The organism is Nonomuraea sp. NPDC048916 (assembly GCF_040649575.1).
Lineage (GTDB): Bacteria > Actinomycetota > Actinomycetes > Streptosporangiales > Streptosporangiaceae > Nonomuraea.
In genome coordinates this window covers 132,050-158,689 of sequence record NZ_JBEZFS010000015.1, presented here as the reverse complement: position 1 = coordinate 158,689, position 26,640 = coordinate 132,050, and the positions used below count along the sequence as shown (strand labels likewise).

26 protein-coding genes are annotated in these 26,640 nt (G+C 71.1%); 12 read left to right on the top strand and 14 right to left on the bottom strand.

The window, feature by feature from the left end; translation table 11 throughout:
* Positions 1 to 14 precede the first annotated feature (14 nt).
* The 5 genes from AB0C16_RS18805 to AB0C16_RS18785 all read right to left on the bottom strand — a co-directional run bounded on the left by AB0C16_RS18805 (position 15) and on the right by AB0C16_RS18785 (position 5,175).
* A complete protein-coding gene (locus AB0C16_RS18805; RefSeq protein WP_357684427.1) occupies positions 15 to 527 on the bottom strand; it encodes a methylated-DNA--[protein]-cysteine S-methyltransferase in 513 nt (170 codons plus the stop codon).
* On the bottom strand, positions 524 to 2,179 hold the full coding sequence (locus AB0C16_RS18800; RefSeq protein ID WP_357684425.1) for a DNA-3-methyladenine glycosylase 2 family protein: 1,656 nt from the start codon (positions 2,177 to 2,179) through the stop codon (positions 524 to 526). The genes AB0C16_RS18805 and AB0C16_RS18800 overlap by 4 nt, the downstream gene beginning before the upstream one ends.
* Positions 2,180 to 2,343: 164 nt before the next feature.
* Complete coding sequence (locus tag AB0C16_RS18795; protein ID WP_357684423.1) at positions 2,344 to 3,285, bottom strand: NYN domain-containing protein; 942 nt, start codon at positions 3,283 to 3,285, stop codon at positions 2,344 to 2,346.
* A 106-nt stretch (positions 3,286 to 3,391) separates the two neighbouring features.
* The gene (locus tag AB0C16_RS18790; RefSeq protein WP_357684421.1) at positions 3,392 to 3,592 is read right to left on the bottom strand and encodes an acyl-CoA carboxylase subunit epsilon; all 201 of its coding nucleotides are present in this window, start codon (positions 3,590 to 3,592) and stop codon (positions 3,392 to 3,394) included.
* Positions 3,589 to 5,175, bottom strand: a complete 1,587-nt coding sequence (locus tag AB0C16_RS18785; RefSeq protein WP_357684419.1) for an acyl-CoA carboxylase subunit beta — start codon at positions 5,173 to 5,175, stop codon at positions 3,589 to 3,591. Before AB0C16_RS18785 ends, AB0C16_RS18790 begins: the two co-directional genes overlap by 4 nt.
* A 36-nt stretch (positions 5,176 to 5,211) precedes the next feature.
* Between AB0C16_RS18785 and AB0C16_RS18780 the strand changes: the two genes are divergently transcribed.
* From AB0C16_RS18780 to AB0C16_RS18770, 3 genes are all read left to right on the top strand, one after another.
* Positions 5,212 to 5,988: an ABC transporter ATP-binding protein gene (locus tag AB0C16_RS18780; protein WP_357684417.1), complete on the top strand. Its 777-nt coding sequence runs from the start codon at positions 5,212 to 5,214 to the stop codon at positions 5,986 to 5,988.
* A complete protein-coding gene (locus tag AB0C16_RS18775; protein WP_357684415.1) occupies positions 5,985 to 7,550 on the top strand; it encodes a hypothetical protein in 1,566 nt (521 codons plus the stop codon). Before AB0C16_RS18780 ends, AB0C16_RS18775 begins: the two co-directional genes overlap by 4 nt.
* A gap of 68 nt (positions 7,551 to 7,618) precedes the next feature.
* Complete coding sequence (locus AB0C16_RS18770; RefSeq protein WP_357684413.1) at positions 7,619 to 10,240, top strand: phosphoenolpyruvate carboxylase; 2,622 nt, start codon at positions 7,619 to 7,621, stop codon at positions 10,238 to 10,240.
* A 63-nt stretch (positions 10,241 to 10,303) separates the two neighbouring features.
* On the opposite strand, the gene AB0C16_RS18765 is transcribed toward AB0C16_RS18770, so the two are convergent.
* Positions 10,304 to 11,080 carry an alpha/beta hydrolase gene (locus tag AB0C16_RS18765; RefSeq protein ID WP_357684411.1) on the bottom strand — a complete coding sequence of 259 codons (777 nt, stop codon included), beginning with the start codon at positions 11,078 to 11,080 and terminating at the stop codon, positions 10,304 to 10,306.
* Positions 11,081 to 11,138: 58 nt separating this feature from the next.
* On the opposite strand from AB0C16_RS18765, the gene AB0C16_RS18760 reads away from it, so the two are divergent.
* Together AB0C16_RS18760 and AB0C16_RS18755 are read left to right on the top strand one after the other, a co-directional pair.
* The gene (locus tag AB0C16_RS18760) at positions 11,139 to 11,666 is read left to right on the top strand and encodes a MarR family winged helix-turn-helix transcriptional regulator (protein ID WP_357684409.1); all 528 of its coding nucleotides are present in this window, start codon (positions 11,139 to 11,141) and stop codon (positions 11,664 to 11,666) included.
* A 10-nt stretch (positions 11,667 to 11,676) separates the two neighbouring features.
* Positions 11,677 to 12,489 carry a hypothetical protein gene (locus AB0C16_RS18755; protein WP_357684407.1) on the top strand — a complete coding sequence of 271 codons (813 nt, stop codon included), beginning with the start codon at positions 11,677 to 11,679 and terminating at the stop codon, positions 12,487 to 12,489.
* A gap of 102 nt (positions 12,490 to 12,591) precedes the next feature.
* On the opposite strand, the gene AB0C16_RS18750 is transcribed toward AB0C16_RS18755, so the two are convergent.
* From AB0C16_RS18750 to AB0C16_RS18730, 5 genes are all read right to left on the bottom strand, one after another.
* Entirely contained in the window at positions 12,592 to 13,785 is a 1,194-nt protein-coding gene (locus AB0C16_RS18750; protein WP_357684405.1) for an FAD-dependent monooxygenase, read from the bottom strand.
* Positions 13,786 to 13,896: 111 nt separating this feature from the next.
* Positions 13,897 to 14,358, bottom strand: coding sequence for a DUF418 domain-containing protein (locus AB0C16_RS18745; protein ID WP_357684463.1), 462 nt, complete (start codon positions 14,356 to 14,358; stop codon positions 13,897 to 13,899).
* A gap of 785 nt (positions 14,359 to 15,143) precedes the next feature.
* Positions 15,144 to 16,262, bottom strand: coding sequence for an epoxide hydrolase family protein (locus tag AB0C16_RS18740; protein ID WP_357684403.1), 1,119 nt, complete (start codon positions 16,260 to 16,262; stop codon positions 15,144 to 15,146).
* A gap of 85 nt (positions 16,263 to 16,347) precedes the next feature.
* Positions 16,348 to 17,202 carry a formate dehydrogenase accessory sulfurtransferase FdhD gene (fdhD, locus tag AB0C16_RS18735; RefSeq protein ID WP_357684401.1) on the bottom strand — a complete coding sequence of 285 codons (855 nt, stop codon included), beginning with the start codon at positions 17,200 to 17,202 and terminating at the stop codon, positions 16,348 to 16,350.
* A complete protein-coding gene (locus AB0C16_RS18730) occupies positions 17,199 to 19,400 on the bottom strand; it encodes an FdhF/YdeP family oxidoreductase (RefSeq protein WP_357684399.1) in 2,202 nt (733 codons plus the stop codon). The genes fdhD and AB0C16_RS18730 overlap by 4 nt, the downstream gene beginning before the upstream one ends.
* 118 nt (positions 19,401 to 19,518) lie before the next feature.
* Here AB0C16_RS18730 and AB0C16_RS18725 point away from each other — a divergent pair, with 118 nt between their 5' ends.
* The 7 genes from AB0C16_RS18725 (at position 19,519) to bfr (ending at position 24,423) form a co-directional block, all read left to right on the top strand.
* The gene (locus tag AB0C16_RS18725; RefSeq protein ID WP_357684397.1) at positions 19,519 to 20,355 is read left to right on the top strand and encodes a biotin--[acetyl-CoA-carboxylase] ligase; all 837 of its coding nucleotides are present in this window, start codon (positions 19,519 to 19,521) and stop codon (positions 20,353 to 20,355) included.
* A 32-nt stretch (positions 20,356 to 20,387) separates the two neighbouring features.
* Positions 20,388 to 20,900, top strand: a complete 513-nt coding sequence (locus tag AB0C16_RS18720) for a PH domain-containing protein (protein ID WP_357684395.1) — start codon at positions 20,388 to 20,390, stop codon at positions 20,898 to 20,900.
* Positions 20,901 to 20,919: 19 nt separating this feature from the next.
* Complete coding sequence (locus AB0C16_RS18715; RefSeq protein ID WP_357684393.1) at positions 20,920 to 21,903, top strand: adenylate/guanylate cyclase domain-containing protein; 984 nt, start codon at positions 20,920 to 20,922, stop codon at positions 21,901 to 21,903.
* A 15-nt stretch (positions 21,904 to 21,918) separates the two neighbouring features.
* A complete protein-coding gene (locus tag AB0C16_RS18710) occupies positions 21,919 to 23,004 on the top strand; it encodes an S-(hydroxymethyl)mycothiol dehydrogenase (protein ID WP_357684391.1) in 1,086 nt (361 codons plus the stop codon).
* Positions 23,005 to 23,625, top strand: a complete 621-nt coding sequence (locus AB0C16_RS18705; protein WP_357684389.1) for an MBL fold metallo-hydrolase — start codon at positions 23,005 to 23,007, stop codon at positions 23,623 to 23,625. It abuts the gene before it with no gap.
* A 118-nt stretch (positions 23,626 to 23,743) separates the two neighbouring features.
* Positions 23,744 to 23,920: a (2Fe-2S)-binding protein gene (locus AB0C16_RS18700; RefSeq protein WP_357684387.1), complete on the top strand. Its 177-nt coding sequence runs from the start codon at positions 23,744 to 23,746 to the stop codon at positions 23,918 to 23,920.
* A gap of 17 nt (positions 23,921 to 23,937) precedes the next feature.
* Positions 23,938 to 24,423, top strand: coding sequence for a bacterioferritin (gene bfr, locus AB0C16_RS18695; RefSeq protein WP_357684385.1), 486 nt, complete (start codon positions 23,938 to 23,940; stop codon positions 24,421 to 24,423).
* Here bfr and AB0C16_RS18690 read toward each other — a convergent pair.
* From AB0C16_RS18690 to AB0C16_RS18680, 3 genes are read right to left on the bottom strand one after another with little or no spacing between them, the layout of a single operon-like run.
* Positions 24,420 to 25,724, bottom strand: coding sequence for a hypothetical protein (locus tag AB0C16_RS18690; RefSeq protein ID WP_357684383.1), 1,305 nt, complete (start codon positions 25,722 to 25,724; stop codon positions 24,420 to 24,422). The genes bfr and AB0C16_RS18690 overlap by 4 nt on opposite strands.
* Positions 25,613 to 26,104 carry a hypothetical protein gene (locus tag AB0C16_RS18685; RefSeq protein WP_357684381.1) on the bottom strand — a complete coding sequence of 164 codons (492 nt, stop codon included), beginning with the start codon at positions 26,102 to 26,104 and terminating at the stop codon, positions 25,613 to 25,615. Before AB0C16_RS18685 ends, AB0C16_RS18690 begins: the two co-directional genes overlap by 112 nt.
* Positions 26,050 to 26,619 (bottom strand): AfsR/SARP family transcriptional regulator, encoded by a 570-nt coding sequence (locus AB0C16_RS18680; RefSeq protein WP_357684379.1) that lies wholly within the window; start codon positions 26,617 to 26,619, stop codon positions 26,050 to 26,052. The genes AB0C16_RS18685 and AB0C16_RS18680 overlap by 55 nt, the downstream gene beginning before the upstream one ends.
* Positions 26,620 to 26,640: the final 21 nt, after the last annotated feature.

Genomic DNA, 26,640 nt, shown 5'->3' with positions numbered 1-26,640 from the left:
GTTACCGACCGCTGTCAGGATGTGACCGAAAGTTTGCCCGCTTCGTGGGCCAGCAGCCATTCCTTTACCGGAACACCGTAGTAGTAGCCGCCGAAACCGCCCGTGCTGGGCAGGACGCGGTGGCAGGGAACGAACGGGGCGATCAGGTTCTGGGCGCAGGCCGAACCCGCCGCGCGGGCGGCCGTCCTGGGCAGCCCGGCACGCTCGGCGAGCTGCGCGTAGGACACGGTGGTGCCCGGCTTCACCTCGCGCAGGGCCTGGTGCAGGCGCTTGCGGGTGGCGCTGCCCGGCTGCTCGACCGGGATGGCGTCGAGGGCCGTGAGGTCACCGTCGAAGTAGTCGCGGACCGCCTGGGCCGCGGGGCCGAGGTCGTCGACCACGTCTAGGCCCTCGGCTCGCAGGGCGGGCGGGAGCCGGTCGTACATTTCCGCGGGATCGGCGGTGAAGCCTCCCGCGACGAGCACGCCCTCGCGCACGAGCAGGGACAGCGGGCCGATCGGGGTCGGCAGGACCTGTGCTTCGATCATGATGAACTCCAGAGATGCAGGGCGGCGTAGGCCCGCCAGGGTCGCCACCGCTCGATGTGGTCGTCGGGAATGCCCAGGCAGGCCAGGCGCTTGGTGAGCACCAGGTCGCCGACGGGCCAGGCGTCGGGGTCGCGCAGCGCGCGCAGCGCGATGTAGCTCGCGGTCCAGGGGCCGATGCCGGGGACCTGGAGCAGTTCGGTCACCGCCTCGGCGGGATCCTGGCCGCCGTCGAGGTCGATCCGGCCGTCGCCCGTACGGGAGGCCAGCTCCTTGAGGGTGGCGATCCGGCGGTTCGTCAGGCCCAGACCCTGGAGATCGGCTTCGGCCAGCTCGGCGGGGGTGGGGAAGAGATGGGTGAACGTGGGGCTCCCGGTGTCGCGCCCGGTTCTGGCCACGATGCGGCCCAGCAGGGTGCGCGCTCCGGCGACCGAGATCTGCTGGCCGACCACGGCGCGTACGGCCAGCTCGAAGCCGTCGAACGTGCCCGGCACCCGCAGCCCCGGACGGGCCTCGACCAGCGGGGCCAGCGACGTCTGCCCCAGCGCCGCGGCGATCGCGTGCGGGTCGGCGTCGAGGTCGAGCAGGCGGCGGCAGCGGGCCACGATGCGGGCCAGTTGCCGGATGTCGTCCACCTCGACGTCCAGGGCCAGGTGGCCGGGCTTCGGGGTGAGGGTGATCGTGCCGCCGGGGACGGCCCGGCTGTAGGAGGCCGTGTCCGCCGTCTCCAGTCCTGGGATGGCCCGGGAGGCCAGGAACCCGAAGATCCCTTCCACGTCGTACGGCTCCCGCCGGTGCAGTCGCAGCCGGAACGCCGCCGGCGCGGCCACCACAGCCTGCCCGCCGCCTCCGCTCACGCCGCCGCCAGCGAGACCGCCGCCGGTCGGCCCGCCGGCCAGGACGCCGCCGACCACCCCACCGGCCAGGCCGGCTTCGGCCGCCCCGTCGCCGGGGACGGAACCGCCGAGGACGGAACCGCCCGGGACGGAACCGCCCGGGACGGAACCGCCCGGGACGGAACCGCCCGGGACGGGGCTGTCCGGGACGGGGCCGTCGCCGGTGAGGGCGCGGGCCGCTGCGGGGCCGCGAGCCGTGGCCCGCAGCTCGCTCGGCGTGAAGCCGTACGTCTCGCGCATGACCGCGTTGAACTGCCGCACGCTCCCGAAGCCGGCCGCGAACGCCACCTCCGTCACCGGCAGGGCCGTCTCCGTCAGCAGCTGTTTGGCCAGGAGCAACCGTTTCGTCCTGGCGACGGCCAGCGGGCCCACACCCAGTTCGGCGACGAACAACCGGTGCAGATGCCGCTCGGTGATGTGCAGCCGCCTGGCCAGGCCCGCCACGCCGCTGTCGTCGGCGTCGCCGTCGTCGATCAGCCGCAGCGCCCGGCCGACGAGGTCGCCTCGCAGGTCCCAGCCCGGGTCACCGGGGGAGAGCTCGGGACGGCAGCGCTTGCACGGGCGGAACCCGGCCGCCTCGGCCGAGGCCGCGTGGCGGTAGAACCGCACGTTGCGCGAGGCCGGGGTGCGGGCCGGGCAGATCGGGCGGCAGTAGATGCGCGTGGTCGTCACCGCGGTGTAGAAGCGTCCGTCGAACCGGGCATCCCGCGCGGAGACCGCCCGGTAGCAGGAGTCGAAGTCGAGCTCGAGTGGTGACATGTCTTCGACGATATGCGCTGGTGGCACCCGTGGACCGGCGGAATTCGGACCTTACCGTGAAATCGCAGGTCAGCAGGTCGCGCCCGACGACTGGCGGGAATCGGACACCTGGTCGGAGCCGGTTCGGGCCGGGCCGCCGCCACCGTGGCGGAGGCCCGGTGAGGTCACTTGGACGAGACCCCGACCCCCAGGTCGAACTCCCGGTAGACGCGGGCCCAGAACCCGTCGCGCAGCCAGACCCGGGCCTCGGGGAACGGCCGCAGCGAGTGGCCGAGCTCCTTCTCCGCCTCGATCAGCAACTCCGTGTCGATGACGGTCGGCAGGATGGGGCCCGGCAGCAGGTCGCGGATGTTGTCGCGGCCTCGCGTGAGGATCCACTTCTGTGCCACGTGCTCGCCGACGTCCTCCACCCGGGGGCGGCTGGGCCCGAGCTTGGCCACCTGTCCCGGCTTGACGTGCGGCTTGGCGGGGGCTCGTCCGGCGAACACCTGGGCGGGCGAGGGAGCGGTGGTCGGCGGGGCGACCGGAACGGGTTGCGGAGCACGACTGAAAAAGGGCCTCAGGAACTCAGCGGTGATCACTTCGACGGTGTCGGACTCCCAAACGAGCCGTTCGGCCTGGTTGGTGCCGTATGGCGGCTCGACTCCCCACAGATGGATGCGAACGCCGTACGCCTGGGCCGCCTCGACCGCGGGCACCATGTCCTCATCGCCCGCCAGCAGGATCGTGTCGGTCACGGCGTGATGCCTGGCCAGCGCCTCCAGGTCACTCCTGATCTGCGCGTCCACCCCCTTCTGCTGGCCTCGGGCGTTGAGGTTGCCAAGCCGCACCTTGACCCAGGGAAGCTGGGCGATGACCCGCTGATCGACGGTGGGCACACGGTCGCGGGCTGCGTCATACCAATAGATCCGCAGGAGTTCGCCGGAAATACGTTCCAATGCATGTTTCTGGAGGCTCTGGATCAGCTCATCCGCGGCCACCCGATATTCCTTGCGTTCCTTCGCGCCAAGCAGCACTTCGCCTGCTGCAGCGTAGAGATAACCGACGTCCACCAGGACGGCGTACTTAGCTGCCACAGGATGCGGCATGAGGTCTGGGATGGCCATGTCGTCCTCCAGGCCGCGGCGTTAGTTGATCGGCCGACTATATACGCCCACTTTTCTAGATAGTCCCAACTCCCGGAGAACTTGACACCCGTTTCCCGGGATCTATCTAGGGTAGGGCGCTCATCCGCCAAGCCGCCTTCCCCGGCGAGAGGTGCTTACGCATCGCTCTAGATGGGTTTCGCCACGTTTGTGTTCTGGGTGCGGCGGGCGGCTCCGGGGCGGTGCGGCGCGCGGCGAGGACGGCCACGAGCGCGGCGATCTCCTCGGGGGTCGCGTCACCCCGAACAATGCGCAGATGTCCGCTCATAGCGGGATGTTCCCATGCTTCTTCGGGGGCAGCGTGGCCCGCTTGTTCCGTAGCGCCCGCAGGGCCCGCACGACGTGCGCCCGGGTCTCGGACGGCTTGATCACCGAGTCGACGTAGCCGCGCTCGGCGGCGATGTACGGATTGGCCAGCGTGTCTTCGTACTCGGTCACCAGCCGGGCCCGTTCGGTGTCGGCGTCGCCGCCCGCGGCCAGCTCGCGCCGGTAGAGGATGTTGACCGCGCCCTGCGCGCCCATCACCGCGATCTGGGCCGTCGGCCAGGCCAGGTTGACGTCCGCGCCGAGGTGCTTGGACCCCATGACGTCGTACGCCCCGCCGTACGCCTTGCGGGTGATGACCGTGATCAGCGGGACGGTGGCCTCGGCGTAGGCATAGAGCAGCTTGGCGCCGCGGCGGATGATTCCGTTCCATTCCTGATCGGTTCCTGGCAGGAAACCCGGAACATCAACAAAAGTCAGGATCGGGATATTGAAAGCATCACATGTTCGAATAAATCGTGCTGCCTTCTCGGAAGCGTTGATATCCAGGCAACCGGCGAAATGCATCGGCTGGTTGGCCACCACGCCCACCGACTGACCGTCGATCCGGCCGTAGCCCACCACCAGGTTCGGCGCGAACAGCGCGTGGACCTCCAGGAACTCCCCGTCGTCCAGCACGTGCTCGATGACCTGGCGCATGTCGTACGGCTGGTTGGCGGAGTCGGGGATCACCAAGTCGAGCTCGGTGTCGGGCTCCAGGTCGTCGGCCGCCTCGAACACGGGCGCCTCGTCCAGGTTGTTGGACGGCAGGTAGGACAGCAGCGCCTTGACGTACTCCAGCGCGTCCTCCTCGTCGGACGCCTGGTAGTGGGCCACCCCCGACTTGGTGTTGTGCGTGTGGGCCCCGCCGAGCTCCTCGAACGAGACCTCCTCGCCCGTCACGGTCTTGATCACGTCGGGCCCGGTGATGAACATCTGCGAGGTCTGGTCGACCATGACGATGAAGTCGGTCAGCGCGGGGGAGTAGACGTGGCCGCCGGCCGCGGCGCCCATGATCAGCGAGATCTGCGGGATCACGCCCGAGGCGTGCACGTTCCGCTTGAAGATCTCCGCGTAGAGCCCGAGCGCGACCACGCCCTCCTGGATGCGCGCGCCGCCGCCCTCGTTGATGCCGATGATCGGGCAGCCGGTCTTCAGCGCCATGTCCAGCACCTTGACGATCTTCTCGCCGTAGACCTCGCCGAGCGAGCCGCCGAACACGGTCACGTCCTGCGAGAACACGCAGACCTGCCGCCCGTCCACGGTGCCGTAGCCGGTGATCACGCCGTCGCCGTACGGCCGCTTGTTCTCCAGCCCGAACATCGTGGACCGATGCCTGGCGAACTCGTCGAACTCCACGAACGAGCCCTCGTCCAGCAGGGTCAGCACGCGCTCGCGGGCCGTCATCTTGCCTTTGGCGTGTTGCTTCTCCACGGCCGCCGCCGACCCAGCGTGCACGGCCTGGTCGAGCCGTCGCTCGAGATCAGCAATCTTGCCAGCAGTGGTGTGGATGTCCGGTATATCCGGCGTTGGGGCAACAGCACTCATGCGCGCAAGGGTAACCCCTCCTCTTAGAGTGGTCGCATGACGGACGCCGTTCGCACGCAAGGCCTGTTCAAACGCTACGGCCCGCAGATCGCGGTAGCGGGTGTCGACCTCGTCGTCCCGGCGGGCAGTTTCGCCGGTCTCGTCGGCCCCAACGGCGCCGGGAAGACGACCACGCTCAGCATGATCACCGGCCTGCTCCGGCCCGACGGCGGCCAGGCCGAGGTCGACGGGCTCAACGTCTGGCGCGACCAGGTCCGGGTCAAGGCCCGCATCGGCGTGCTGCCCGAAGGGCTCCGGCTGTTCGAGCGGCTGTCGGGCCGAGAATTGCTCCACTACAACGGCCGGCTGCGCGGCATCCCCAAGGCCGACGTCCAGCAGCGCGCCGAGGATCTGCTGCAGGTGATGGGCCTGGCCGGCGCCGCCGACAAGCTGGTCGTCGACTACTCCACCGGCATGCGCAAGAAGATCGGCCTCGCGGCGGCGCTGCTGCACAACCCCTCGGTGCTCTTCCTCGACGAGCCGTTCGAGGGCGTCGACCCGGTCAGCGCCAACACCCTCACCGAGGTGCTCCAGCGCTTCACCGCGTCGGGGTCCACCGTCATCTTCTCCAGCCACGTCATGGACCTCGTCGAGCGGCTGTGCGACTGGGTGTCGGTGATGAACGGCGGGCACATCGTGGCGCAGGGCCCGCTCGACGACGTGCGCGGCGACCGCAGCCTCAACGACACCTTCCTGGCACTGGTGGGCGGTTCGCGTGACGCCGGCGACGCCGGCCTGACCTGGCTCGGGGCCAGAGACGGGGAGCCGAGGTGAGCACGGTCGCGCTCTTCGCCCAGCTGAAGCTCCGCCTGCTCGCCGGTAACCTGCGCGGCGACCTGTCCCGCAAGCTCGGCTTCGTCTTCACGCTGGTCATGGCCGTGCTGCTGGCGGCGCTGGGCTTCTTCCTGATGAGCCTGGTCCGGCTGGCGCCGCACGACATCGCGACCGACATCGTGATCATCGTCTTCACGTTCTGCCTCATCGGCTGGATGATCGTGCCGTTGCTCGCGTTCGGTCTGGACGACACGATCGACCCCGCGCGGCTGTCGCTGTTCCCGCTGACCACCGGGCGGCTCGCGCTCGGCATGTTCACCGCCTCCGCCACCGGGGTGTGGCCCGCGGCGACCCTCATCGTCACGGCCGGCGCGCTGGCCGGGCTGGCCACCGGCGTCGGCGGGCTGCTGGTCGGGCTGGTGGCCGTGCTCCTGCAGTTCGCGCTCTGCCTGGTCACCTCCCGGCTGATCACCACCGCGCTGTCCGGGGCGCTGCGCACCCGGCGCGGGCGCGACGTGCTCGCCGTGGCGGCGATCTTCGTGGTGCTGCTCGCCCAGCTGCCCAACCTGCTCGTCAACAGCGACCTCGGCGACCCCTTGGCGATCCTGCGCGGCACCGCCGACGCCTTCAGATGGGCGCCCTCCGGCCTGGCCGCGCACGCGATCTCCGACGGCGGGCTCACCGGCCTGGCCGAGCTGGCCGTCGTGGCGCTGCTCGTGCTCCTGATCGGCTGGCTGTGGATCAAGGCGCTCAGCCGGGCGCTCGTCACACCCGACTCCTCCACCCAGGCGGCCTCCGTACGCCAGGAGAGCGGCCTGGTCGACCGCTTCCTGCCCGACGGGCCGCTGGCCGCCGTGGTGACCAAGGAGCTCAAGTACATCCGCCGGGAGCCGCGCTTCCGGGTGGGCTGGTTCTCCGCGATCGTGGTCACCGTCGTGCTGGCCTTCTCGCTCGGCAACGGCGCCGAAGGCGAGGTCGGTCCGTGGCTCGCGATCCTGCTGACCTCGTCGGGCGCGCTGATGATCGCGCTGCAGTCGGGCAACGCCTACGGCATCGACGGCCCCTCCCTCTGGATGAACGTCGTGGCCTGCGGCTCCGAGCAGACGTTCCGCACCGACCTGGCCGGGCGCCACCTGGCCAACGCCGCGCTCGCGACGCCCGTGCTCCTGCTGATCGCGGTCGCCGTGGGCCTGTTCACCGGCAACCCGGCGGCGATCGTGCCCGCGCTGCTGACCGGCTGGGGCGCCCTCGGCATCGGGCTCGGCGTCGGCTCGGTGACCAGCGTGACCATCCCCTACACGGTGCCCGAACGGCTCAACGCCTTCAGCGGGGCCGCCCCCGGCCAGGGCGGCCAGGCGTTCGCCTCCTCCATGGGCGCGCTGCTCGGCATCGTCGTCCTCTCACTGCCGTTCGTGGTGCCGATCGCGCTCGGCTGGATCTGGGTGTGCGTGCTGGCGCCGTTCTACGGGCTGCTGGCCGAGGCGCTCGGCAGGCGGCTCGGCACCAAGATCGGGTTCGCCCGGCTCCCCGAGCTGGTGGCGGCGGTCTCGCGGCCCACCTGACCAGTGGTCTAGTCCATTTGGCGAGACCGGTCTACGCCCGCTCCGGGCGACTCTGTAATCTGCGAAACATGATTGACCAGCGGATCGAGCGTCGCAGCGCGGCCGTCACAGAGATGCCCGACGAGCTCCGTCGCGATGTGCGGCTGCTCGGCAAACTGCTCGGCCAGGTGATCGCCGAGCAGGGCGGCGAAGACCTGTTGGCCGACGTCGAACGGCTGCGCAAGGCCGTCATCGCCGCCCGCAGGGGGGAGGTCTCCGCCGACGAGATCACCGCCATGGTGGCCGAGTGGGAGATCGACCGGGCGGTGCAGATCGCCCGCGCGTTCACCTGCTACTTCCACCTGGCCAACCTGGCCGAGGAGCACTACCGCATCCGCATCCTGCGCGAGCGCGACACCGGGGACGCGGTGCAGCGCGAGTCGCTGGCGCAGGCCGTGCAGGAGCTGGGCGGCGAGCGCGTCGCCGAGCTGGTCGAGGGCATGGAGCTGCGGCCCGTGCTCACCGCGCACCCGACGGAGGCGCGCAGGCGCGCGGTCGTCACCGCGATCCAGCGGGTCAGCACCCAGCTCACCGAATACAACACGCCAGGCCGGGGGGCCTCCGAGCGCGCCGAGAACCAGCGGCGGCTGCTGGAGGAGATCGACATCCTGTGGCGCACCGCCCAGCTCCGCTCCACCAAGCTCGACCCGCTCGACGAGGTCCGCACGGCCATGGCCGCCTTCGACGAGACGCTGTTCCGGGTGGTGCCGCAGGTCTACCGCTCGCTCGACACCGCGCTCGGCGAGGACAGCGGCACCCGCCCCCCGCTGGCCAGGCCGTTCATCCGCTACGGCAGCTGGATCGGCGGCGACCGCGACGGCAACCCCAACGTGACCGCCAGGGTCACCCGCGAGGCCGTGCAGATCCAGTCCGAGCACGTGCTGACCGCGCTCGAGACCGCCACCACGCGCATCGCCCGCACGCTCACCGCCTCCGCCCAGTTCGCCCCGGCCTCCCTCGACCTCAAGGCGGCGCTCGCCGCGGCCGGGGACGCCCACCCCGAGCTGGTCTCCGAGCTCGCCACCCGCTCGCCGAAGGAACCACACCGGCAGTGGCTGCTGTTCGTGGCCGCCCGCCTCGCGGCCACGCGCCGCCGCGACCTCGACCTCGCCTACCTCTCACCCGGCGACCTGCTCGCCGACCTGCGCCTGGTCCAGGACTCACTCGCCCACCACGCCGTCCGCCAGGCGTACGGCGAGCTGCAGCACCTGATCTGGCAGGTCGAGACGTTCGGCTTCCACCTGGCCGAGCTGGAGGTACGCCAGCACTCCGAGGTGCACGCGGCGGCGCTGGAGGAGCTCCGGGCCGGCGGTGAGCTGTCCGAACGCACCGAGGAGGTGCTGGCCACGATCCGGGTGATCGCCTGGATCCAGGAACGGTTCGGCGTCCGGGCCTGCTCCCGCTACGTGGTCTCGTTCACCCGCGACGCGGCCGACGTCGCCGCCGTCTACGAGCTGGCCCGGCACGCGCTGGGCAGCCGGGCCCCGGTGCTGGACGTGGTGCCGCTGTTCGAGTCGGGCCAGGACCTCGCCAACTCCCCGCGGGTGCTTTCCGGCATGCTGGAGATCCCGGAGGTCCGCGAGCGGCTCGCCGCCACCGGGCGGAGCCTGGAGATCATGCTCGGCTACTCCGACTCGGCCAAGGAGCTCGGCCCCGCCGCCGCCACACTCCGCCTGTACGAGGCCCAGGAGCGGCTCACCGCCTGGGCCGCCGAGCACGACGTACGGCTGCTCATGTTCCACGGCCGGGGCGGCGCCCTCGGCCGGGGCGGCGGGCCCGCCAACCGCGCGGTGCTCGCCCAGGCGCCCGGCTCCGTCGCCGGCCGGTTCAAGGTCACGGAGCAGGGCGAGGTCATCTTCGCCCGCTACGGTCACATGGCGATCGCCCGCCGGCACATGGAGCAGGTCGCCAACGCCGTGCTGATGGCCTCCTCCCCGTCGGTCGGCGCCACCACGGCCGCCGCCGCGGGCCGCTTCCGCCCCCTCGCCGAACAGGTGGCCAACGCCTCCGAGCGGGCCTACCGCTCCCTCACCGAGGCGCCCGGCTTCCCCGAGTGGTTCGCCCTGGTCAGCCCGCTGGAGGAGATCGGCTCGCTGCGCCTCGGCTCCCGCCCGGCCCGCCGCGGCCTCGGCGCGCCGCGCTCCCTCGACGACCTGCGCGCCATCCCCTGGGTCTTCGCCTGGGCCCAGACCCGGGTCAACCTGCCCGGCTGGTACGGCCTCGGCACCGGCCTGGCCTCGGTCGGCGCCATGGACGAGCTGCGGGCGGCCTACCGGGAGTGGCCGTTGTTCAACGCCCTGCTCGACAACGCCGAGATGTCGCTGGCCAAGACCGATCGCTCGATCGCCGAGCGCTACCTGGCGCTGGGCGGCCGGGACGACTTCGCCCAGCAGGTGCTGGAGGAGTACGACCGCACCCGCTCCCTCGTGCTGGAGGTCACCGGGCACTCGCGGCTGCTGGCCAACCGCAAGGTCCTGTCGCGGGCCGTCCAGCTCCGCGACCCGTACGTGGACGCCCTCTCGCACCTGCAACTGCGGGCGCTGCGAGCCCTGCGCACCGGCAACCCGTCCGACCACGAGCGCGAGCGCCTGTCCACGCTCCTCCTGCTGTCGGTCAACGGGGTGGCGGCGGGCCTGCAGAACACCGGCTGACGCCGCCGGGAATCGAGCCTAAGGCGGCCGGTCAGGGGCCCCGTCCGGCCGCCGACGGTGTGGTCACAAGGTGCGCAGGAAGTCTTCGAGGATCTCGTTGTAGACGTCCGGGCGCTCCATGTTGGGGTAGTGGGCGGTCCGGTCGATCGAGATCGCGCGGCCGTTGGCGACCGTGCCGGCGAGGCGTTCGGCCATGCCGATGTGGTCGGGCGAGTCGATGGCGCCGTTGATCGCCAGCACCGGAACCTCGATCTTGGCGGCCCGGTCCCAGGTGTCGCGCACCGGGACGAGCAGGTTGGGTTCGCCGGCGGTGTGCTTGGACATGGTGTCCCTGGCCATCCGGCGCAGCCGGTTCGCGACCTCGGGATCGAGATCATCGAGGCCGCGGCGGGGGCCCGCGGCGAAGAGCATGAACCCCTCGATCGAGGCGTCCAGGTCACCGGCGGCCATCGCCGAGTGCCACGTGGCCAGTGCCCGGGTGGTCCAGGGGTCGGTGAAGTACGGCTCGCTGGTCCCGGCGCCGCTGACGACGACGGCGCTGACCAGTTCCGGGTGCTCCAGCGCGGTGTCGACCGCGATGCTCGCCCCCATGGAGACTCCCGCCAGGATCGCGGGGCCGGTGTCCAGGTGGCGCAGCAGCGCGGCGAGGTCGTCGGCGAGCCGGAACGGCTCGGTGGCGTTGGCGGACCGGCCGTGGCCGCGGGCGTCGGGCGCGATGACGCGATACCGCGAGGCGAGGACCGGGAGCTGGTCGTCCCACATGTGGTGGTCCACGAAGCCGCCGTGCAGCAGGACGAGGGGCCGGCCGATGCCGGTGTCGAGCCAGAACAAATCATTCATGACAACCAAGGTGTCACTATCGGCCCGAAGATGGCAACTCAGGTGTCATCATGGTGTGGTGAGCGAGACAGGCCGCGGCCCGGCGTCCGAAGCGTCGAGTGACCGGCTCATCGAGGTGTTCGACCTGGTGGGGCCGCTGTACCGGCGCGCCCAGCGCAAGGTGGAGCAGGACGCGCCCATCGAGGGGCTGTCGGTGGGGGTGCGGGCCGTGCTCAATCTGCTCCGCGAGCACGGGCCCATGACCGTCCCCCAGATGGGTCGGGCCCAGGCGTTGAGCCGCCAGTTCGTACAGCGCATGATCAACGACGCGGCCGCGCGCCGCCTGGTCGAGTTCGTCCCCAACCCGGCGCACAAGAGGTCCTCGCTCATCCGGCTGACCGGGGAGGGCCGGGCCGCCATCACCGCCGTGATCGACCGCGAGCGCGCGGTGCTGCGCCAGGTGGGCGGCGACCTGACCGAGGCCGAGGTCACCGCCTGCATCCGGGTGCTCTCACGCCTCCTCCGCCACCTCGACGACGTCGACGTGGATGCCGGCACGGACGGTCGGCGGGCGACAAATCTGGACATCGGCCCGGCTTTGCCTTGATCATGGCTGTATGGCCCGATTGCGCGGTGAGGTCGTCGTCGAGGCGCTGGCGCAGCACTGGTTCGAGGGGTACGTACGCGCCCTGCTCGACCGCGCCGAAGACCTGACCCTGGATGACGACGGCTGGATCCAGGGCGATGAGGACCTTGCCGACGTCACCCTCGTCGAAGGCGAGCACCTGACCCCCGGCGCGCGTTATCAGCGCCATGTCGGCCCGGTGGACGGCGAGGCCGGGGACGGCACGACCAGCGAGCTGGCGCTCACCTCGTGGGAGCGCAGGGGTGAGGTGAGCGCGACCATCACGACCTGGCATCCCGGCGACGACAGGACCACCTGGACGGTGAAACTGCGCGATCCCGACGCGCTGGAGTCGGTCGTGGCCGGCGGCACGCACCATGCCGCGAAGCGCTCTCAGCGTCTGTCCTGGGCCATGGAATTCGACTGCCGACGGTGGTGGCGGCAGGTGGAGGGCGGAGCGCCGGCCCGCGGGCGCGCCCCGGTGATGGTTCTGCTCCGCCATCCGTTCGGGCAGGGCCGGCTGCTGGTCAGGCCGGCGGCCACGGACGGCGGGAAGTGGCGGCTGGTTCTCACACTGGACGCGCGGGGACGTGGCTGGGTCCGCCCGCTCGCGGCGATCGTCCTGCCGTTCGTGCGGCGCACGCTGGAGGCCAAGTTCCGGGAGTTGATCGCCGAGACCGCCGAAGACTGGAACAAGCAGATTGCCGAACTGCGGGAGTTCGATCCCAGGGAGGCGGACCTCTGGTTTCCCCGGTTCCGGGGCGCGCGTTCGGAACTCGACCGGTGGATCGAGGAGAACGGCTGACGCCGCGGACACTACGAAGGGTGTCTCGCGGGCGTGATCGGCCGTCGCTCCGGGCGGCGGATCGCCCGGCGGTCCCGGTTTGACCGCTTACCGGGCATAGCCTCAACGTTCCGGCGCGCACGCTTCGTGCGAGCCTCGCCCGAACCTGCGCAGCGACTCGAACCGCGCGGTCACCTGGACGATCCGGTAGTACAGCCGCGGCGGGACGTGCGGGAGCAGCGGGGAGTGCCGCCGGCCGAGCAGCGTGATCAACTGCTGCGGCGGGAGGTTGATGTAGCGCGGCAGGTTCTCGTACCACTGGGCGCTGTTGCGGGCCCCCTTCTGGGCGGGCCGGATCGCGGATTGGCGTTGCCGCTCGTAGCGGGCGAGGGCGGGCTGGAGTCGTGTGTCCGTGTGCAGCGCGTTGACCAGGACGGCGGCGTCCTCCAGCGCGAGGGCGGTGCCCGCGCCGATGGAGTAGTGCGTGGTGTGCGCGGCGTCGCCGAGCAGCACGAGGTTGTCGTGATACCACCTGCGGTTGGTCAGGGTGCGGAAGTTCAGCCAGTGCGCGCTGCCGTCAGGGTGCGCCCGGCCGATCAGCGGGTGCCCGTCCAGCATGTCGGCGAACAGCTTCTCCAGCAGGGCCAGGCTGTCGGCCTCGTTCGTCTGGTCGAGCCCGAGCCCCCTCCAGGTCGCGGGGGAGCATTCGACGACGCAGGTGCTGTGCTCCTTGCCGAATCCGTAGCCGTAGCACCAGATCCAGCCGTGCGCGGTCTCCACGAAGGCGAAGGTGAAGCAGTCGAAGACCTTGGTGGTGCCGAGCCACATGTAGGTGTTTCGCCCGACCGCGACCTCGGTGCCGAAATGGCCGGCGTGGCGCTCGCGCAGCACGCTGTTGACCCCGTCGCCGGCCACGACGAGGTCGGCGTCGGCCAGCTCGTCCTCGCCGGCGATCTCGTGCTCGAACTCGACGTGCACGCCGAGGGAGCGGGCCCGGTCGGTGAGGATGCCGAGCAGCTGGTGACGGCCGATGCCGAAGCCCTCGTCCCCGTTCTCGACCGTCACCGTCGTGCGGTCGTCGATGTGCGCGACCCAGCTGTCCCAGTGGACCGAGCTCTCGCTGATGGCGCGCGCGGACTCGGGATCGGCGCCGTGGAGATTGTTGAGCAGTTCCTCCCAGTAGGTCACCCCCCAGCCGTACGTCGACCCGGCTGGGTTCCGCTCGTAGACGGCGATCTCATGGGACGGATCCACCCGCTTCATCAGGATCGAGAAGTACAGGCTGGCGGGTCCACCACCGACGCAGGCGACCTTCACAAGAGCTCCCGTTGTGACGCAGTGTAATCAAGTAGTGCCATAGGGTAGCAGTTGGTGTGCGACGTGACGGTTTCGTCCTTCTGAGCCTTCGGCCACGAGATGTCCAATTGATCAGGTCCAGTGGGTGAGGCGGCGCAGGCCGTACTCCACGGGCCCGTAGCGGTGGGAGCGGAGCCACCAGGCGCTGAGCACGAGCAGGATCGCGTAGATCACGGCCGCGACGCCCATGACGGCGAGGGGTGAGAGGCGGCCCGCGAGCGCGAGGCCGTAACCGGTGAACACCAGGCAGATGAGCACCGACTGGCCGATGTAGTTGGAGGCGGCCATCCGTCCGGCCGGGGCGAGCAGGCCGGCGATGGCCGGGCGTCTCCTCATCAGGCTGAGCAGGGTGGCCAGGTAGGCGGCGGCGAGCAGCAGCGACGTCACCTGGTTCTGGGCCAGTGCGACCAGGGCGAGGGCGTCCTCGTTGACGGACTTCCAGGCGAAGAAGGCGGCCGAGGGCAGGCCGGCGCCGTACCCGATCCACTGGATCCGGGGGAGCAGGTGGGCCCACCGCTCGGGCTCCTCCAGCAGCTTCGACTTGCCGGGCCGCCAGTCCGAACAGGAACAGCGCCAGGGCGGTCGGGCCCTGGAAGCCCCAGACGGTCAGCGCGAGCGACGGGTAGAGCTCCAGCTGTAACGAGAGGAAGTCCAGCGGGCCCCCGGTGGCCAGGGCCAGCACGCGGGCGGCCTCGGCCGGGTCGGCGGGGGCCGGCGCCGCGGGATCGAGGGTGGTCAGCCAGGCGAGCAGCAGATAGCACACGGTCAGGAAGCCGATGATCGACGAGCCGATGACGACGGCGGTCCGGGGCCTGATGCCGCGCAGGGCCAGCAGGGCCAGCCCGAGGACGGCGTACAGGGTGAGGATGTCGCCGATCCAGAACAGGACGCCGTGCAGCAGGCCGATCACGAACAGGCCCAGGCACCGCCGCAGGGTCCGCGCCTTCACGCTCGCCCCCGCCCGTTCGGCGGCCCTCAGCTGCAGGGTGAAGGAGTAGCCGAACAGGAACGAGAAGATGACGTAGAACTTCGTCAGGACCAGCGTGTTGATCACGTACGCGACCGGTCCTTCGGAGATGGTCATGGCGCCCGCCATGGCGTAGCCGGGGTCGGCGAGGAAGCCGATGTTCGCCACGAGGATGCCCGCCAGCGCGAACCCTCTCATGGCGTCGACTTCGCGGATGCGGGCGGAGATCGGCGAATCGGTCTGCGTCATTCCCACGACGCTAGAGAGCGATGACTCCGGCCACATCAGACCTTGGCAGCCACGCGTCCGACCAAAGTCGGCCCCTGGGGCTTTGCGGCCCCGGGGGAGCCGGTCACAGGCCGTCGAAGAAGCGGCGCACGTCCGCCACGAAGGCCGCCGGCTGCTCCAGCGGCAGGAAGTTGCCGCCCCGCTCCAGCTCGCTCCAGTAGGTGACGTCGCTGTCGCGCTCGGCGAAGCGGCGGATGGTGACGTCGGTGCTCAGCGCCACCGCGACGCCGGTGGGCACGGTGCCCCGCTCCTTGGGGCCCCAGGCGCCGGCGTCGTGGCTCGACTCGTAGTAGAAGTTCGCCGACGACCCGGCCGTCCCGGTGAACCAGTAGAGGCTCACGTTGGTCAGCAGGTGGTCGCGGTCGACCGCGTCCTCCGGCAGCTCCCTCTCGGCGTCCGTCCACTCCTTGAACTTCTCCACGATCCAGGCCAGCTGCCCGACGGGCGAGTCGTGCAGCCCGTACGCCAGGGTCTGCGGGCGGGTGGACTGGATGACGTTGAAGCCCATCATGTCGTCGCGGAAGTTCTGCAGCCGGGCGAGACGCTCCTGCTCGGCCTCGGTCAGCCCGGCGAAGTCGGCGGGGTCGTCCGACGGGAAGGTGACCAGGCCGTTGACGTGGACGCCGACGACGTTGCCCGGGGCCTGGCGGCCTATCTCGACGGCGGTCCAGGCGCCCCCGCCCTGACCCTGGACGCCGTAGCGCTCGTAGCCGAGCCGGGCCATCACCTCGGTGAGCGCGCCGGCCATCTTGCCGATGGTCCAGCCGGGGGCGTTGAGCGGGCCGGAGAAGCCGAAGCCCGGCAGGTCGGCGGCCACCACGTGGAAGTCGCGGGACAGCTCCTCGACGACCTCGGTGAACACGGCGAACGAGGCGGGCCAGTCGTGCAGGAGGAGCAGCGGCGTGGCGTCGGGGTTGGCCGAACGGACGTGCGCGAAGTGGATGTCCTGGCCGTCGACCTCGGTGAGGAACTGGGGGAACGTGTTCAGCCGGGCTTCGGCCGCGCGCCAGTCGTAACCGTCGGCCCAGTATGCGGCCAGCTCGCGCAGGTAGCCGACCGGCACGCCGCGGGTCCAGCCCTGGCCGGGGAGCTCGCCGGTCCACCGGGTGCGGCGGAGCCGGTCGCGCAGGTCGTCGAGGTCGGCCTGGGGGATCTCGATGCGGAAGGGGCGGATCTCGGTCATGGGATGACCCTCTCATGCGGAACGGCGTGTTCTGTTCCAACTATAGCAGAACGGAACGCTTCATTCCTTATCTAGAGCGATCCAGTCAAAGGCGATCCGCATCGACGACGATCCGATCGTGTCCCGCGTAGACGTTGCACCGCTCCCCGCGCAGGAACCCGACGAGCGTCATCCCGAAGTCCCTGGCCACGTCGACCGCGAGCGACGAGGGGGCCGACACCGCGCACACCACCGCGATGCCCGCGGCCAGCGCCTTCTGCATGATCTCGTAGCTCGCCCGGCCGCTGACCATGAGCACGTGCCGGTCCAGCGGCAGCGCCTCGTTCAGGGCCGACCAGCCGACCAGCTTGTCCAGCGCGTTGTGCCGGCCCACGTCCTCCCTGACCGCCACCAGCTCACCCTCTGCGGTGAACAGGCCCGCCGCGTGCAGCCCGCCGGTCTTGCCGAACACGCCCTGCGCCTTGCGCAGGCTCTCCGGCAGGCCGTACAGGATGTCGGGGCTGAGCTCGACGGCGCCGCGCGGCAGCGGGTGGCAGCGGTCGCGGAGCGTGTCGAGGCTGGCCGCGCCGCAGACGCCGCAGGCGCTGGAGGTCAGGAAGTGGCGATCGAGCGCGGGCAGGTCGGGGATCGGGCCGTGCAGCCGCACCGTGACCGTGTTGTAGCGGGCCTCGGACGGCAGGTCCTCGTCCACGCAGTAGCCGATGGCCGCGATGCCGCCCGGCTCGACCAGGCCCTCGCCGTGCAGGAATCCGGCGGCCAACTCGAAGTCGTGACCAGGGGTCCGCATGGTGATCGCCACCGTCTTGCGGGCGCCGCCGGGGGCGGTGAGGCGGATCTCCAGCGGCTCCTCGGTGGCCAGGTCGTCGCGGCGCTCGCGGGAGACGGAGCCGGAGAGCTCCAGGACGCGGATCGGCCTCGTGGGCCCCGGACGCCCCGTCATGTCCGCCGCACGGTCACGGAGGCGTTGTAGTCGGGGATCTTCGCGTCGGGGGAGCGGCGCGTCTCGTCGAGCAGTACGTTGCCCTCCGGCCAGTGGACCTGCAGGTTGCCGGGCATCAGCGGCGCCCGCAGCACCCTGCCCAGGTAGACGCGCTCGCCGGAGCGCAGCTCGACCTCGGTGCCGTCGGGCAGGCCGAGCCGGTCGGCGTCGTACGGGCTCATCAGCACCGCCTCGCGCGCCGCGCCGTTGAAGCCGTCGCGACGCTCGTGGACCATGCTGTTGAACTGCTTGCCGCGCCGGGTGGCCACGGTGAACGTGCCGTCAGAACGTTCCAGGGCGGGCAGCCGGACGGCCGAGAACCTGCCCAGCCCGTCGGGCGTCTGGAACCGGCCGCCGGAGAACAGGTGGCGCCCGCCGTACTGCACGTTGTCGCCGAAGGAGCGCAGGCCGGCGATCCCCTGGTAGAACGGCACGGCCCGCTCGATCTCCGCGCGGATCTGGGGCGTGCCGGTGAAGCGCACGGCGGTGGCGATCTCGGGACGGGCACGGGCGGCCAGCTCGGTGAAGATCTTCCACTCCGGCCACGCCTCGCCGATGCGCGGCCCCTCGACCTCCGGGGAGAAGATGATCCGCCGCTCGGTCGAGGTCTCGGTCACCCCGCCGACCATCTCGTAGCGGGTCTGCGCGGGCAGCAGCAGCACATCGCCGTCGGACGGCACGAGCATCTGCGACGACAGCACGATGTCGATGTGCACGCGCAGCCTGAGCCGCGACAGCGCCTCCCGGCAGTAGGCCGGGTCGGGCAGCACCTCCAGGAAGTTGCCGCCGCTGGAGACCAGCGCGTCGAGCTCGCCCGAGTGAGCCGCGTCGATCATGTCGCCGACGGTCAGGCCGGGCGTGCCGGGCACCTCGAAGCCCCACAGCTCGGAGAACTTCGCGGTGTTCTCGGCGGTGATGGGCAGCCCGCCCGGCAGGCCCGTGGCGTACGCGCCCATCTCGGCGCCGCCCTGCACCCCGCTGTGCCCGCGGATCGGCATCAGCCCGCAGTGCTCGCGCCCCACGAAGCCGCGCGCCAGCGCCAGGTTGACGATCGCCCGTACGTTGTCCTCGCCGAAGGTGTGCTGCGTGATGCCCATCGACCAGACGAGCACCGCCGACTTCGCCTCGCCCAGCAGCCGGGCCAGCCGGAACATCTCCTCACGCGAGGCCCCGGACAGCGCCTCCAGCTCCTCCCACGACTGCTCCGACACCGTGCGCCGCAGCGCCTCGAAGCCGGTGGTGTGCTCGTCGACGAACGTCTTGTCCACCCAGTCGTGCTCGATCAGGTGCTTGAGCACGCCGTTGAGGAAGCCGATGTCACCGCCCACGTTGACGCCGAAGAACTCATCGGTGATCTTCGTGCCGAACAGCGCCGACTCCGCGTTGGACGGCACCCAGTACTTGTCCATGCCCGGCTCGCGATAGGCGTTGACCATGGCCACCCGGGTGCCGGCCTTCTTGGCGTGGAAGAGGTACTTCATCGCCACGGGCTGGTTGTTCGACGGGTTGGACCCGATGAAGACGATCAGGTCGGAGCCGATCCAGTCGGTGTAGGAGCAGGTCGTGGCCGCCGCGCCGATCGTCTCCTTGAGCGCCACGGTCGAGGGTGAGTGGCAGATGCGGGCCGCGTTGTCGACGCTGTTGGTGCCGAGCGCGCGCACCGCCTTCTGCGCCGCGTAGTAGTTCTCGTTGGGCACGCCCCTGCTGGTCAGGTAGGCGCCGAAGCGCGCGTCACGCAGCCCGCCGGCCGCCACCCGCAGCGCCTCGTCCCACGACACGCGGGTGAAGCCCGGCTCGCCCGCTCGCCTCAGCATCGGATACGGCAGCCGCCCCAGGTCGCGAAGCTCCGCGCTCTTCCTGCCGGTGAGCCCCGAGACGTCCTCCAGGAGCGAGACGTCGAGCGCCGGCATCGTGTTCAGCGGGAGCAGCCGGAGCCTGATGTTGCACAGGTGAATCTCATCCATCGTCCAGTCGCGCATGCCCTGCGTGCCCAGGGCGCAACCGTCGCAGGTGCCCTGGTTGAGGATCCGCCAGGCGTAACGCCGGTTGCCTTTGACCGACCGGAACGCCTTCACCAGCTCCAGGTAGTTGTTCGGCTTGCGCAGGCCGATGCCGAACGGCCGCCACGACGCCCAGTTGCGCGGATCCAGACGTGCCATGAATCGCTCACCACATTCCGCTTGCTCAGGTCTTTCGCTCCCATCTTGCCCTTGGCGCGCGAGCATCCCGACAGCGGCGTCGGTGAAGGGCACCCGATAAGTCGGCGAAGATGGAGGGGTGCCCGACTCGCGCTATTCCGATCTCGACCGCCCTCCGCTCTCGGAGGCGGCGCTCAACCGCGCCCTGGTCCGCCCAGGCAGCCTGTGGACCGGCGTGACCGTGGTCGAACGCACCGGCTCGACCAACGCCGACCTCGCCCAGGCCGCTCGTCAGGGCACGGCCGAGGGAGCGGTGCTGGTGGCCGAGACGCAGTTCGCCGGTCGCGGCAGGCTCGGCCGCGTGTGGAGCGCGCCGCCGCGTTCGGGCCTGATGGTCTCCGTCCTGCTCAGGCCGGCCCCGCCGGTCGGCACCCTCGGCTGGCTCCCGCTGCTGTTCGGCGTGGCCGCCGCGTCGGCCGTCCGCCGGCTGGCCGAGGTGGACGTGCGCCTCAAGTGGCCCAACGATCTGCTGATCGGCGAGCGTAAGCTGGCCGGGGTGCTGGCCGAGCGCGCCGGCGACGCGGTGGTCATCGGGATGGGGCTGAACGTCTCGATCAGGTCCGACGAGCTGCCCGTGCAGACCGCCACGTCGCTGGCCATCGAGTCCGGTTCGGCGGACGCCGCGCCGTTCGTGGACCGCGATCCACTGCTGCGGGCGGTGCTCAGGGAGGTCGAGACGCACTACCGCGACTGGAGCGAGGCGGCCGGCGACGCCGACGCGTGCGGGCTGCGCGCGGCCTACCAGGCGTCGAGCGCGACGATCGGCCGCGAGATCAGGGTCGAGCTGCCCGGTGAGCGCATCCTGACCGGCACCGCCACCGGCATCGACCACGCCGGCCACCTCCAGGTCACGGCCGGCGGCGACCGCCACGCGCTGAGCGCCGGAGACGTGGTGCACGTTCGCCCGTCGGCATAGCCGCGGGCGCGCTGAGGTGGCACGATTTGCCCATGACCATCCCGGACCACCACCTGACGCAGGGCGAGCGGCGCATCAGGTCCTTCCATCCCCACTGGAAGCGGCTCGTCGTCCCCGTCGTCGCGCTCGTGCTCATCGCCGCGGCCTCGGGCGCGGGACTGTACTTCATCCCAGGTGACTGGGAGTACGCCTTCTTCGCCAGGGTCGCCGTCGGCGTCGTCGCGCTGATCCTGCTGACCGTCTGGTCGTTCGTCCCCTACCTGCAGTGGAAGAACACCGCCTACGTGCTCACCACCCATCGGTTCACCATCAGCACGGGCGTGCTCAACAAGTCGACCGACGAGATCCCGATGGCCAAGGTCAACACGGTCAGCTCCGACCAGACGTTCGCCGAGCGCCTCCTCGGCTGCGGCACCCTGTCCGTGGAGTCCGCCGGCGACAGGGGCCAGATCGTGCTCCGCGACATCCCCAAGATCCAGGACGTCCGCACCGACCTGTTCCGCCTGCTCGAAGACGCCTCCGACGGCAGCATCGACGGTCGCTGACATCGCGTAGCCTCCACACGTGGACGCGCCAGAGGCCAGAGGCAGGCCGACCGCCGAGGAGATCGACCGCCTGCTCCTCGGCATGCCCGCCCGCTACACGCGCGGTGAGGTCGCCGCCGCGGCCGGCGTCCCGGCCGAGCTGAGCGAGCGCATCTGGCGGGCCCTCGGTTTCGCCTCGCTGGCGGACGACGCCGTCGTGTTCTCCGACGGCGACGTGGCCGCGCTGCGGCGGGTGCGCACGATGCTCGACAGCGGGCTGCTCGACGAGCGCACGGTCATCCGGATGTCCCGCGCGCTCGGCCGGACCACGGCCCGGCTGGCGCAGTGGCAGGCCGAGATCATGATCGGCGCGATGCTGCCGCCGGACGAGGAACCCTCCGACGAGGACCTGACCCGCGTCCTCGACACGGCGGGGCGGCTGCTGCCCGACTTCGAGCGCGTGCTGGTCCACGTGTGGCGCGCCCAGCTGGCCGCCGCCGGCACCCGCCTGCTCACGGTGGCCGAATCCCACTCCGAGCCGTTGCCGACCCGCGTGTCGCTGGCGGTGGGCTTCGCCGACCTCGTCTCGTTCACCCGGCGCGCCAGCGAGCTGGCCGAGCGGGAGCTGGCCGAGCTCGTCGAGGGCTTCGAGGCCCGCGCGGCCGACGCGGTGGCCGCCCACGGCGCCCGGCTGGTCAAGACGCTCGGCGACGAGGTGCTGTTCACCGCGCCGACCCCGGCCCAGGCCGCGGCGATCGCGGTCGACCTGATGGAGAGCGACGAGCTGCGCATCGGCCTCGCCTACGGACCGGTGCTGCCCATCCTGGGCGACGTCTTCGGCACCACGGTCAACCTGGCCGCCCGGCTCACCTCGATCGCCCGGCCCGGCACGATCATCGTCGACTCCGGGATGGCCGAGGATCTCGGCGACCGGCCGGAGTTCGAGGTGCGCCGCATCAGGCGCCGGCCCGCACGCGGCCTCGGCGTGGTGCAGCCCCATGTCTTGCGGAGATCACCCCACTGACACAAGATGGCTGCCATGCCGTACGAAGTGCAGGGCGTCATCGCCCGAGGTAAGGGCCAGGAAGTGTCAGTCGAGACGGTGATCGTGCCGGATCCGGGTCCGGGCGAGGCGGTCGTGACCGTGCAGGCCTGCGGGGTCTGCCACACCGACCTCCACTATCGGGAGGGCGGCATCAGCGACGACTTCCCGTTCCTGCTCGGGCACGAGGCGGCGGGCGTGGTCGAGGCGGTCGGCGAGGGCGTCACCGAGGTCGAGCCGGGCGACTTCGTGATCCTCAACTGGCGGGCCGTGTGCGGCCAGTGCCGCGCCTGCCTGCGCGGCCGGCCCTGGTACTGCTTCAACACCCACAACGCCGCCCAGAAGATGACGCTGGGCGACGGCACCGAGCTCTCGCCGGCGCTGGGCATCGGCGCGTTCCAGAGCAAGACGCTGGTCGCCGCCGGCCAGTGCACGAAGGTGTCGGCCGAGGCCCCCGCCACGGTGGCCGGGCTGCTCGGCTGCGGTGTCATGGCCGGCCTCGGCGCCGCGCTCAACACCGGCAACGTCGCCAGAGGCGACACCGTGGCCGTCATCGGCTGCGGCGGGGTCGGCGACGCCGCCATCCTCGGCGCCTCGCTGGCCGGCGCGTCGAAGATCATCGCTGTCGACGTGGACGACCGCAAGCTCGCCTGGTCGCGCGACTTCGGCGCCACCGACACCGTCAACTCCCGCGAGAACGACCCCGTCGAGGCCATCCGCGACCTCACCGGCGGGTTCGGCGCCGACGTGGTGATCGACGCCGTGGGCCGGCCCGAGACCTACAAGCAGGCCTTCTACGCCCGCGACCTGGCGGGCACGGTCGTCCTGGTCGGCGTGCCGACTCCGGACATGACGCTGGAGCTGCCCCTGCTCGACGTCTTCGGCCGCGGCGGCTCGCTCAAGTCCTCCTGGTACGGCGACTGCCTGCCCTCCCGTGACTTCCCGATGCTGATCGACCTGTTCCTGCAGGGCCGGCTCCCGCTCGACAAGTTCGTCACCGAGACGATCGAGCTCGGCCAGGTCGAGGAGGCGTTCGCCAAGATGCACCGCGGCGACGTCCTGCGCTCGGTGGTGGTCCTCTAGATGCTCGACAGAGTCATCACCTCGGGGACGTTCTCGCTCGACGGCGGCACGTGGGAGGTCGACAACAACGTCTGGCTGGTCGGCGACGCCCGCGAGGTCATCGTGGTCGACGCCGCGCACGACGCGCGGGCGATCGCCGACCGGGTGGGCGAGCGCAGGGTCAAGGCCATCGTCTGCACCCACGCGCACAACGACCACATCAACGCCGCCGCCGAGCTCGCCGACCTCACCGGCGCGCCGATCCGGCTGCACCCTGCCGATCAGGTGCTGTGGGAGCAGGTGTACGACGACGCGGTTCCGTACGAACCGCTGGCCGACGGCGAGAAGATCGAGGCCGGCGGGATCGTGCTGGAGGTGCTGCACACCCCGGGCCACTCGCCGGGCGCGGTCTGCCTGCACGCGCCCGAGCCCGGCGCGGTGTTCAGCGGCGACACGCTGTTCAAGGGCGGCCCCGGCGCGACCGGGCGGTCCTACTCGTCGTTCGAGCAGATCATCGAGTCGATCCGGCACCGGCTGCTGGTGTTGCCCGGCGAGACCGTGGTGCACACCGGCCATGGCGACTCCACCACGATCAGGGCCGAGGCTCCGCATCTCGAGGAGTGGATCGCCCGAGGTCACTGACGTCTTCCCGGGGGATTCGGCCGCTGTGGCGGAGCCCACATAGGCAAGCCTTACCAAAGTGAGCTATCTTAGGCATGCCTTACCTTCTATTGGCTCCTTTCCTGAGAGGCCCCCCGGGATGTACGTCTGCGTGTGTCGTGCCGTGACCGAGAACGAGGTGCACGACTGCATCGCGGCCGGGGCCCGGAGCGCTCGCCAGGTTCGCGACACCACCGGCGCCGGGGGCGACTGTGCCACATGTGTCCGGAAGATCTGTGCGATCCTGAAGCGGTCTGAGGAACTGACGACCGCTTAGCGCAGGGGGCCCGTTTCATGCAGGGCGACAAGCAGATCATCGAGCTGCTCAACGAGCAGTTGACCGCCGAGCTGACCGCGATCAACCAGTATTTCCTGCATTCCAAGATGCAGGAAAACTGGGGCTACACCAAACTGGCCAAGCGCACCCGCGAAGAGTCGTTCGACGAGATGCGCCACGCCGAGCGCCTCACCGATCGCATCCTCTTCCTCGAGGCGCTGCCCAACTATCAGCGGCTCGGCACGCTGCACATCGGGCAGACGGTCGAGGAGCAGTTGAGAGCCGATCTCGACGTCGAGCTTTCGGTGGTGCAGCGGCTGCGACCGGCCATCGCGCTGATGCGAGAGAAGGGCGACATCACCTCCGCCCGGATCTTCGAGGAGATCCTGGCCGACGAGGAAGAGCACATCGACTACCTGGAGACCGAGCTCGAGCTCATCCGGGCGCTGGGTGAGCCGCTCTACCTCGCCCGCTACGCCGACACGTCCTCCAAGGACTCCTAAGCGCCGGTCGTTCGGGCGTCGGGGGCGACCATCAGCGACCGCACCTCGTCGGGGGTGAGGGTGGCACCATGTCCGGCCTCGGCGGCGAAGCGCTCCTCGCCCAGCGCCAGACGGACCCGCCCGGTGATCCGGTCGATGTCCACGCGCTCCGCGGGGGCCGGGGAGAGGGAGCCTGACGCGCGGGCCGCGGCCGCCGCGCCCAGGATCCGGGCGGCGCGCTCGTGGTGTCCGGCGCCGAGCCAGCCGGTGGCCTCTGGCTGGCCCCAGCGGTCGCCGAGTTCGTCGAAAAGCTCGCGGCTCCGCTCACCGTCGCGGCGCAGCGAGTCGAGGTCGCCCCGTATGTGCGCGAGCTTGGCCCGCGTGGCGAGGGTCGCCGCCGTCCCCCACAGGTCGCCGCGTGACCGGAACACGGGGAGCGCCAGGTTCAGCAGCTCACCGGCGACGGCGAGGTCACCCAGATCGATCCCGGCGTAGGCCAGGAACCACTGGGCCCGGGCCAGCCCGCCCGGCTCGCCGGCTTCCCCGTACATCCGCAGGGCCGCCCGGCGACGGTCCTCCCGGTCTGCCACGTCACCCTGGAGGAACCCGATGCCGGCGTTCCAGGCCAGCGCCTCGGCCCGGTGCGCGGAAGCCGCGTTCCCGTCCTTCCCGTCCTTCCCGTCCTTGACGGTGACGGCCAGCGCCGCCGTCAGGGACCGCCGGGCCTCGGCCAGCCGCCCGCGCAGGAACCAGTACCAGGCCATCGCGTTGACGAGGCGCAGCGCGTCGTCTGCGTCGCCGTCCCTGACGGCGGCGTTCAGCGCGGTCCGCAGGTTGGCCGCCTCGGCGTCGAGGCGCCGCAGCCAGCGCCGCTGGCCGGGCCCGTGCAGGTGTGGTACGGCCCGCTCGGCGAAGGCGATGTGGAAGCGGTGGTGCCGCCGCCGGATCCGGTCGAACTCCCCCGCCTCCCGGAGACGCTCGACGCAGTACGCCGCCACCGACTCCAGCAGCCGGTACCGGGGCCCGTCGGGCCCGTCCGCCATCATCACCAGCGACCGGTCCACGAGGCGCGCCAGCAGGTCGAGCACGTCCAGACCGTCCTCGGCGCAAACGGCCTCGGCCGCCTCCAGGGTGCAGCCGTCAGCGTGTACGGCCAGCCGGCGCAGCACGACGCGCTCCGGTTCGGTCAGCAGATCCCAGCTCCACCCGATCATCGCCGCCAGGGTCTGCTGGCGCGGCGGGGCGCCGCGGTGTCCGGTGGACAGCAGCCGGAAGCGGTCGTCCAGGCGGTCGACCAGGCCGTGCACGCCCAGGGCGCGCACCCTCGTCGCGGCCAGTTCGCCGCGAGGTCGGCGGCGTGGCCGGGAACCTCCAACGGAGGAACACCCCAGACCACCTCGCCGGCGAGCCCGAGCGGCTCCTGGCTGGTCGCGAGGAGGCGTATCCCCGGAGCCGACCGCAGCAGCCGTTCGGCCAGCTCGGAGAGCGGCTCGACGACGTGTTCGCAGTTGTCCAGCACGAGCAGCAGCCGGCGGGGGCGAAGCGCGTCGGCGAGCCGATCCACCGCGGTCACCGGCTCGGCCGGCTGCCCGGAAGCCGCGCCGTCCCTGATGTCCAGCGCTCCTATGATCGTCTCGGCCAGCCTGGTCAGCGCGTCCTGGTCGGCCGGCCTGTCCAGCGCGGCCAGTTCCACCCACCACACGCCGTCGGGGAATGCGTCCGAGGCGGGAGACGTGTCGGAGTCGTACTCGGCCAGACGCCCGGCGGCCTCCACCGCCAGCCGGGTCCGGCGAGCGTCACCAGTCGGTCCGTAGCCAGCCGTGCGCGGATCTCGGCGACCGCGTCGTCCCTGCCGATCAGGCCGGTGAGCGGCGCGGGCAGGTTCGTGACCGGCCGTGCCGAGGGGGAGTCTGGTACGGCCGCCCCGGCCAGCGCCGGATCCTGGGTCAGGATCGCCCGGTGCAGGGCGACCAGGTCGGCGCCCGGATCCAGCCCCAGCTCGTCGGCCAGCAGCACGCGCAGCGTCTCGTAGCTGCTCAGCGCCTCGCTCTGCCGTCCGGCGCGGTAGAGGGCGCGCATGTGCACGGCGCGCAGCCTCTCCCGCAGCGGATGCTCGGCCACCAGATGACCGAGCTCCCCGGCCAGCAGGGCGTGCTCGCCCAGTGCTAGCCGTACCTCCGCGAGGTCCTCGTGCGCGGTCAGCCGCAGCTCCGTCACGTGGGCGGCGGCGGCCCGGAC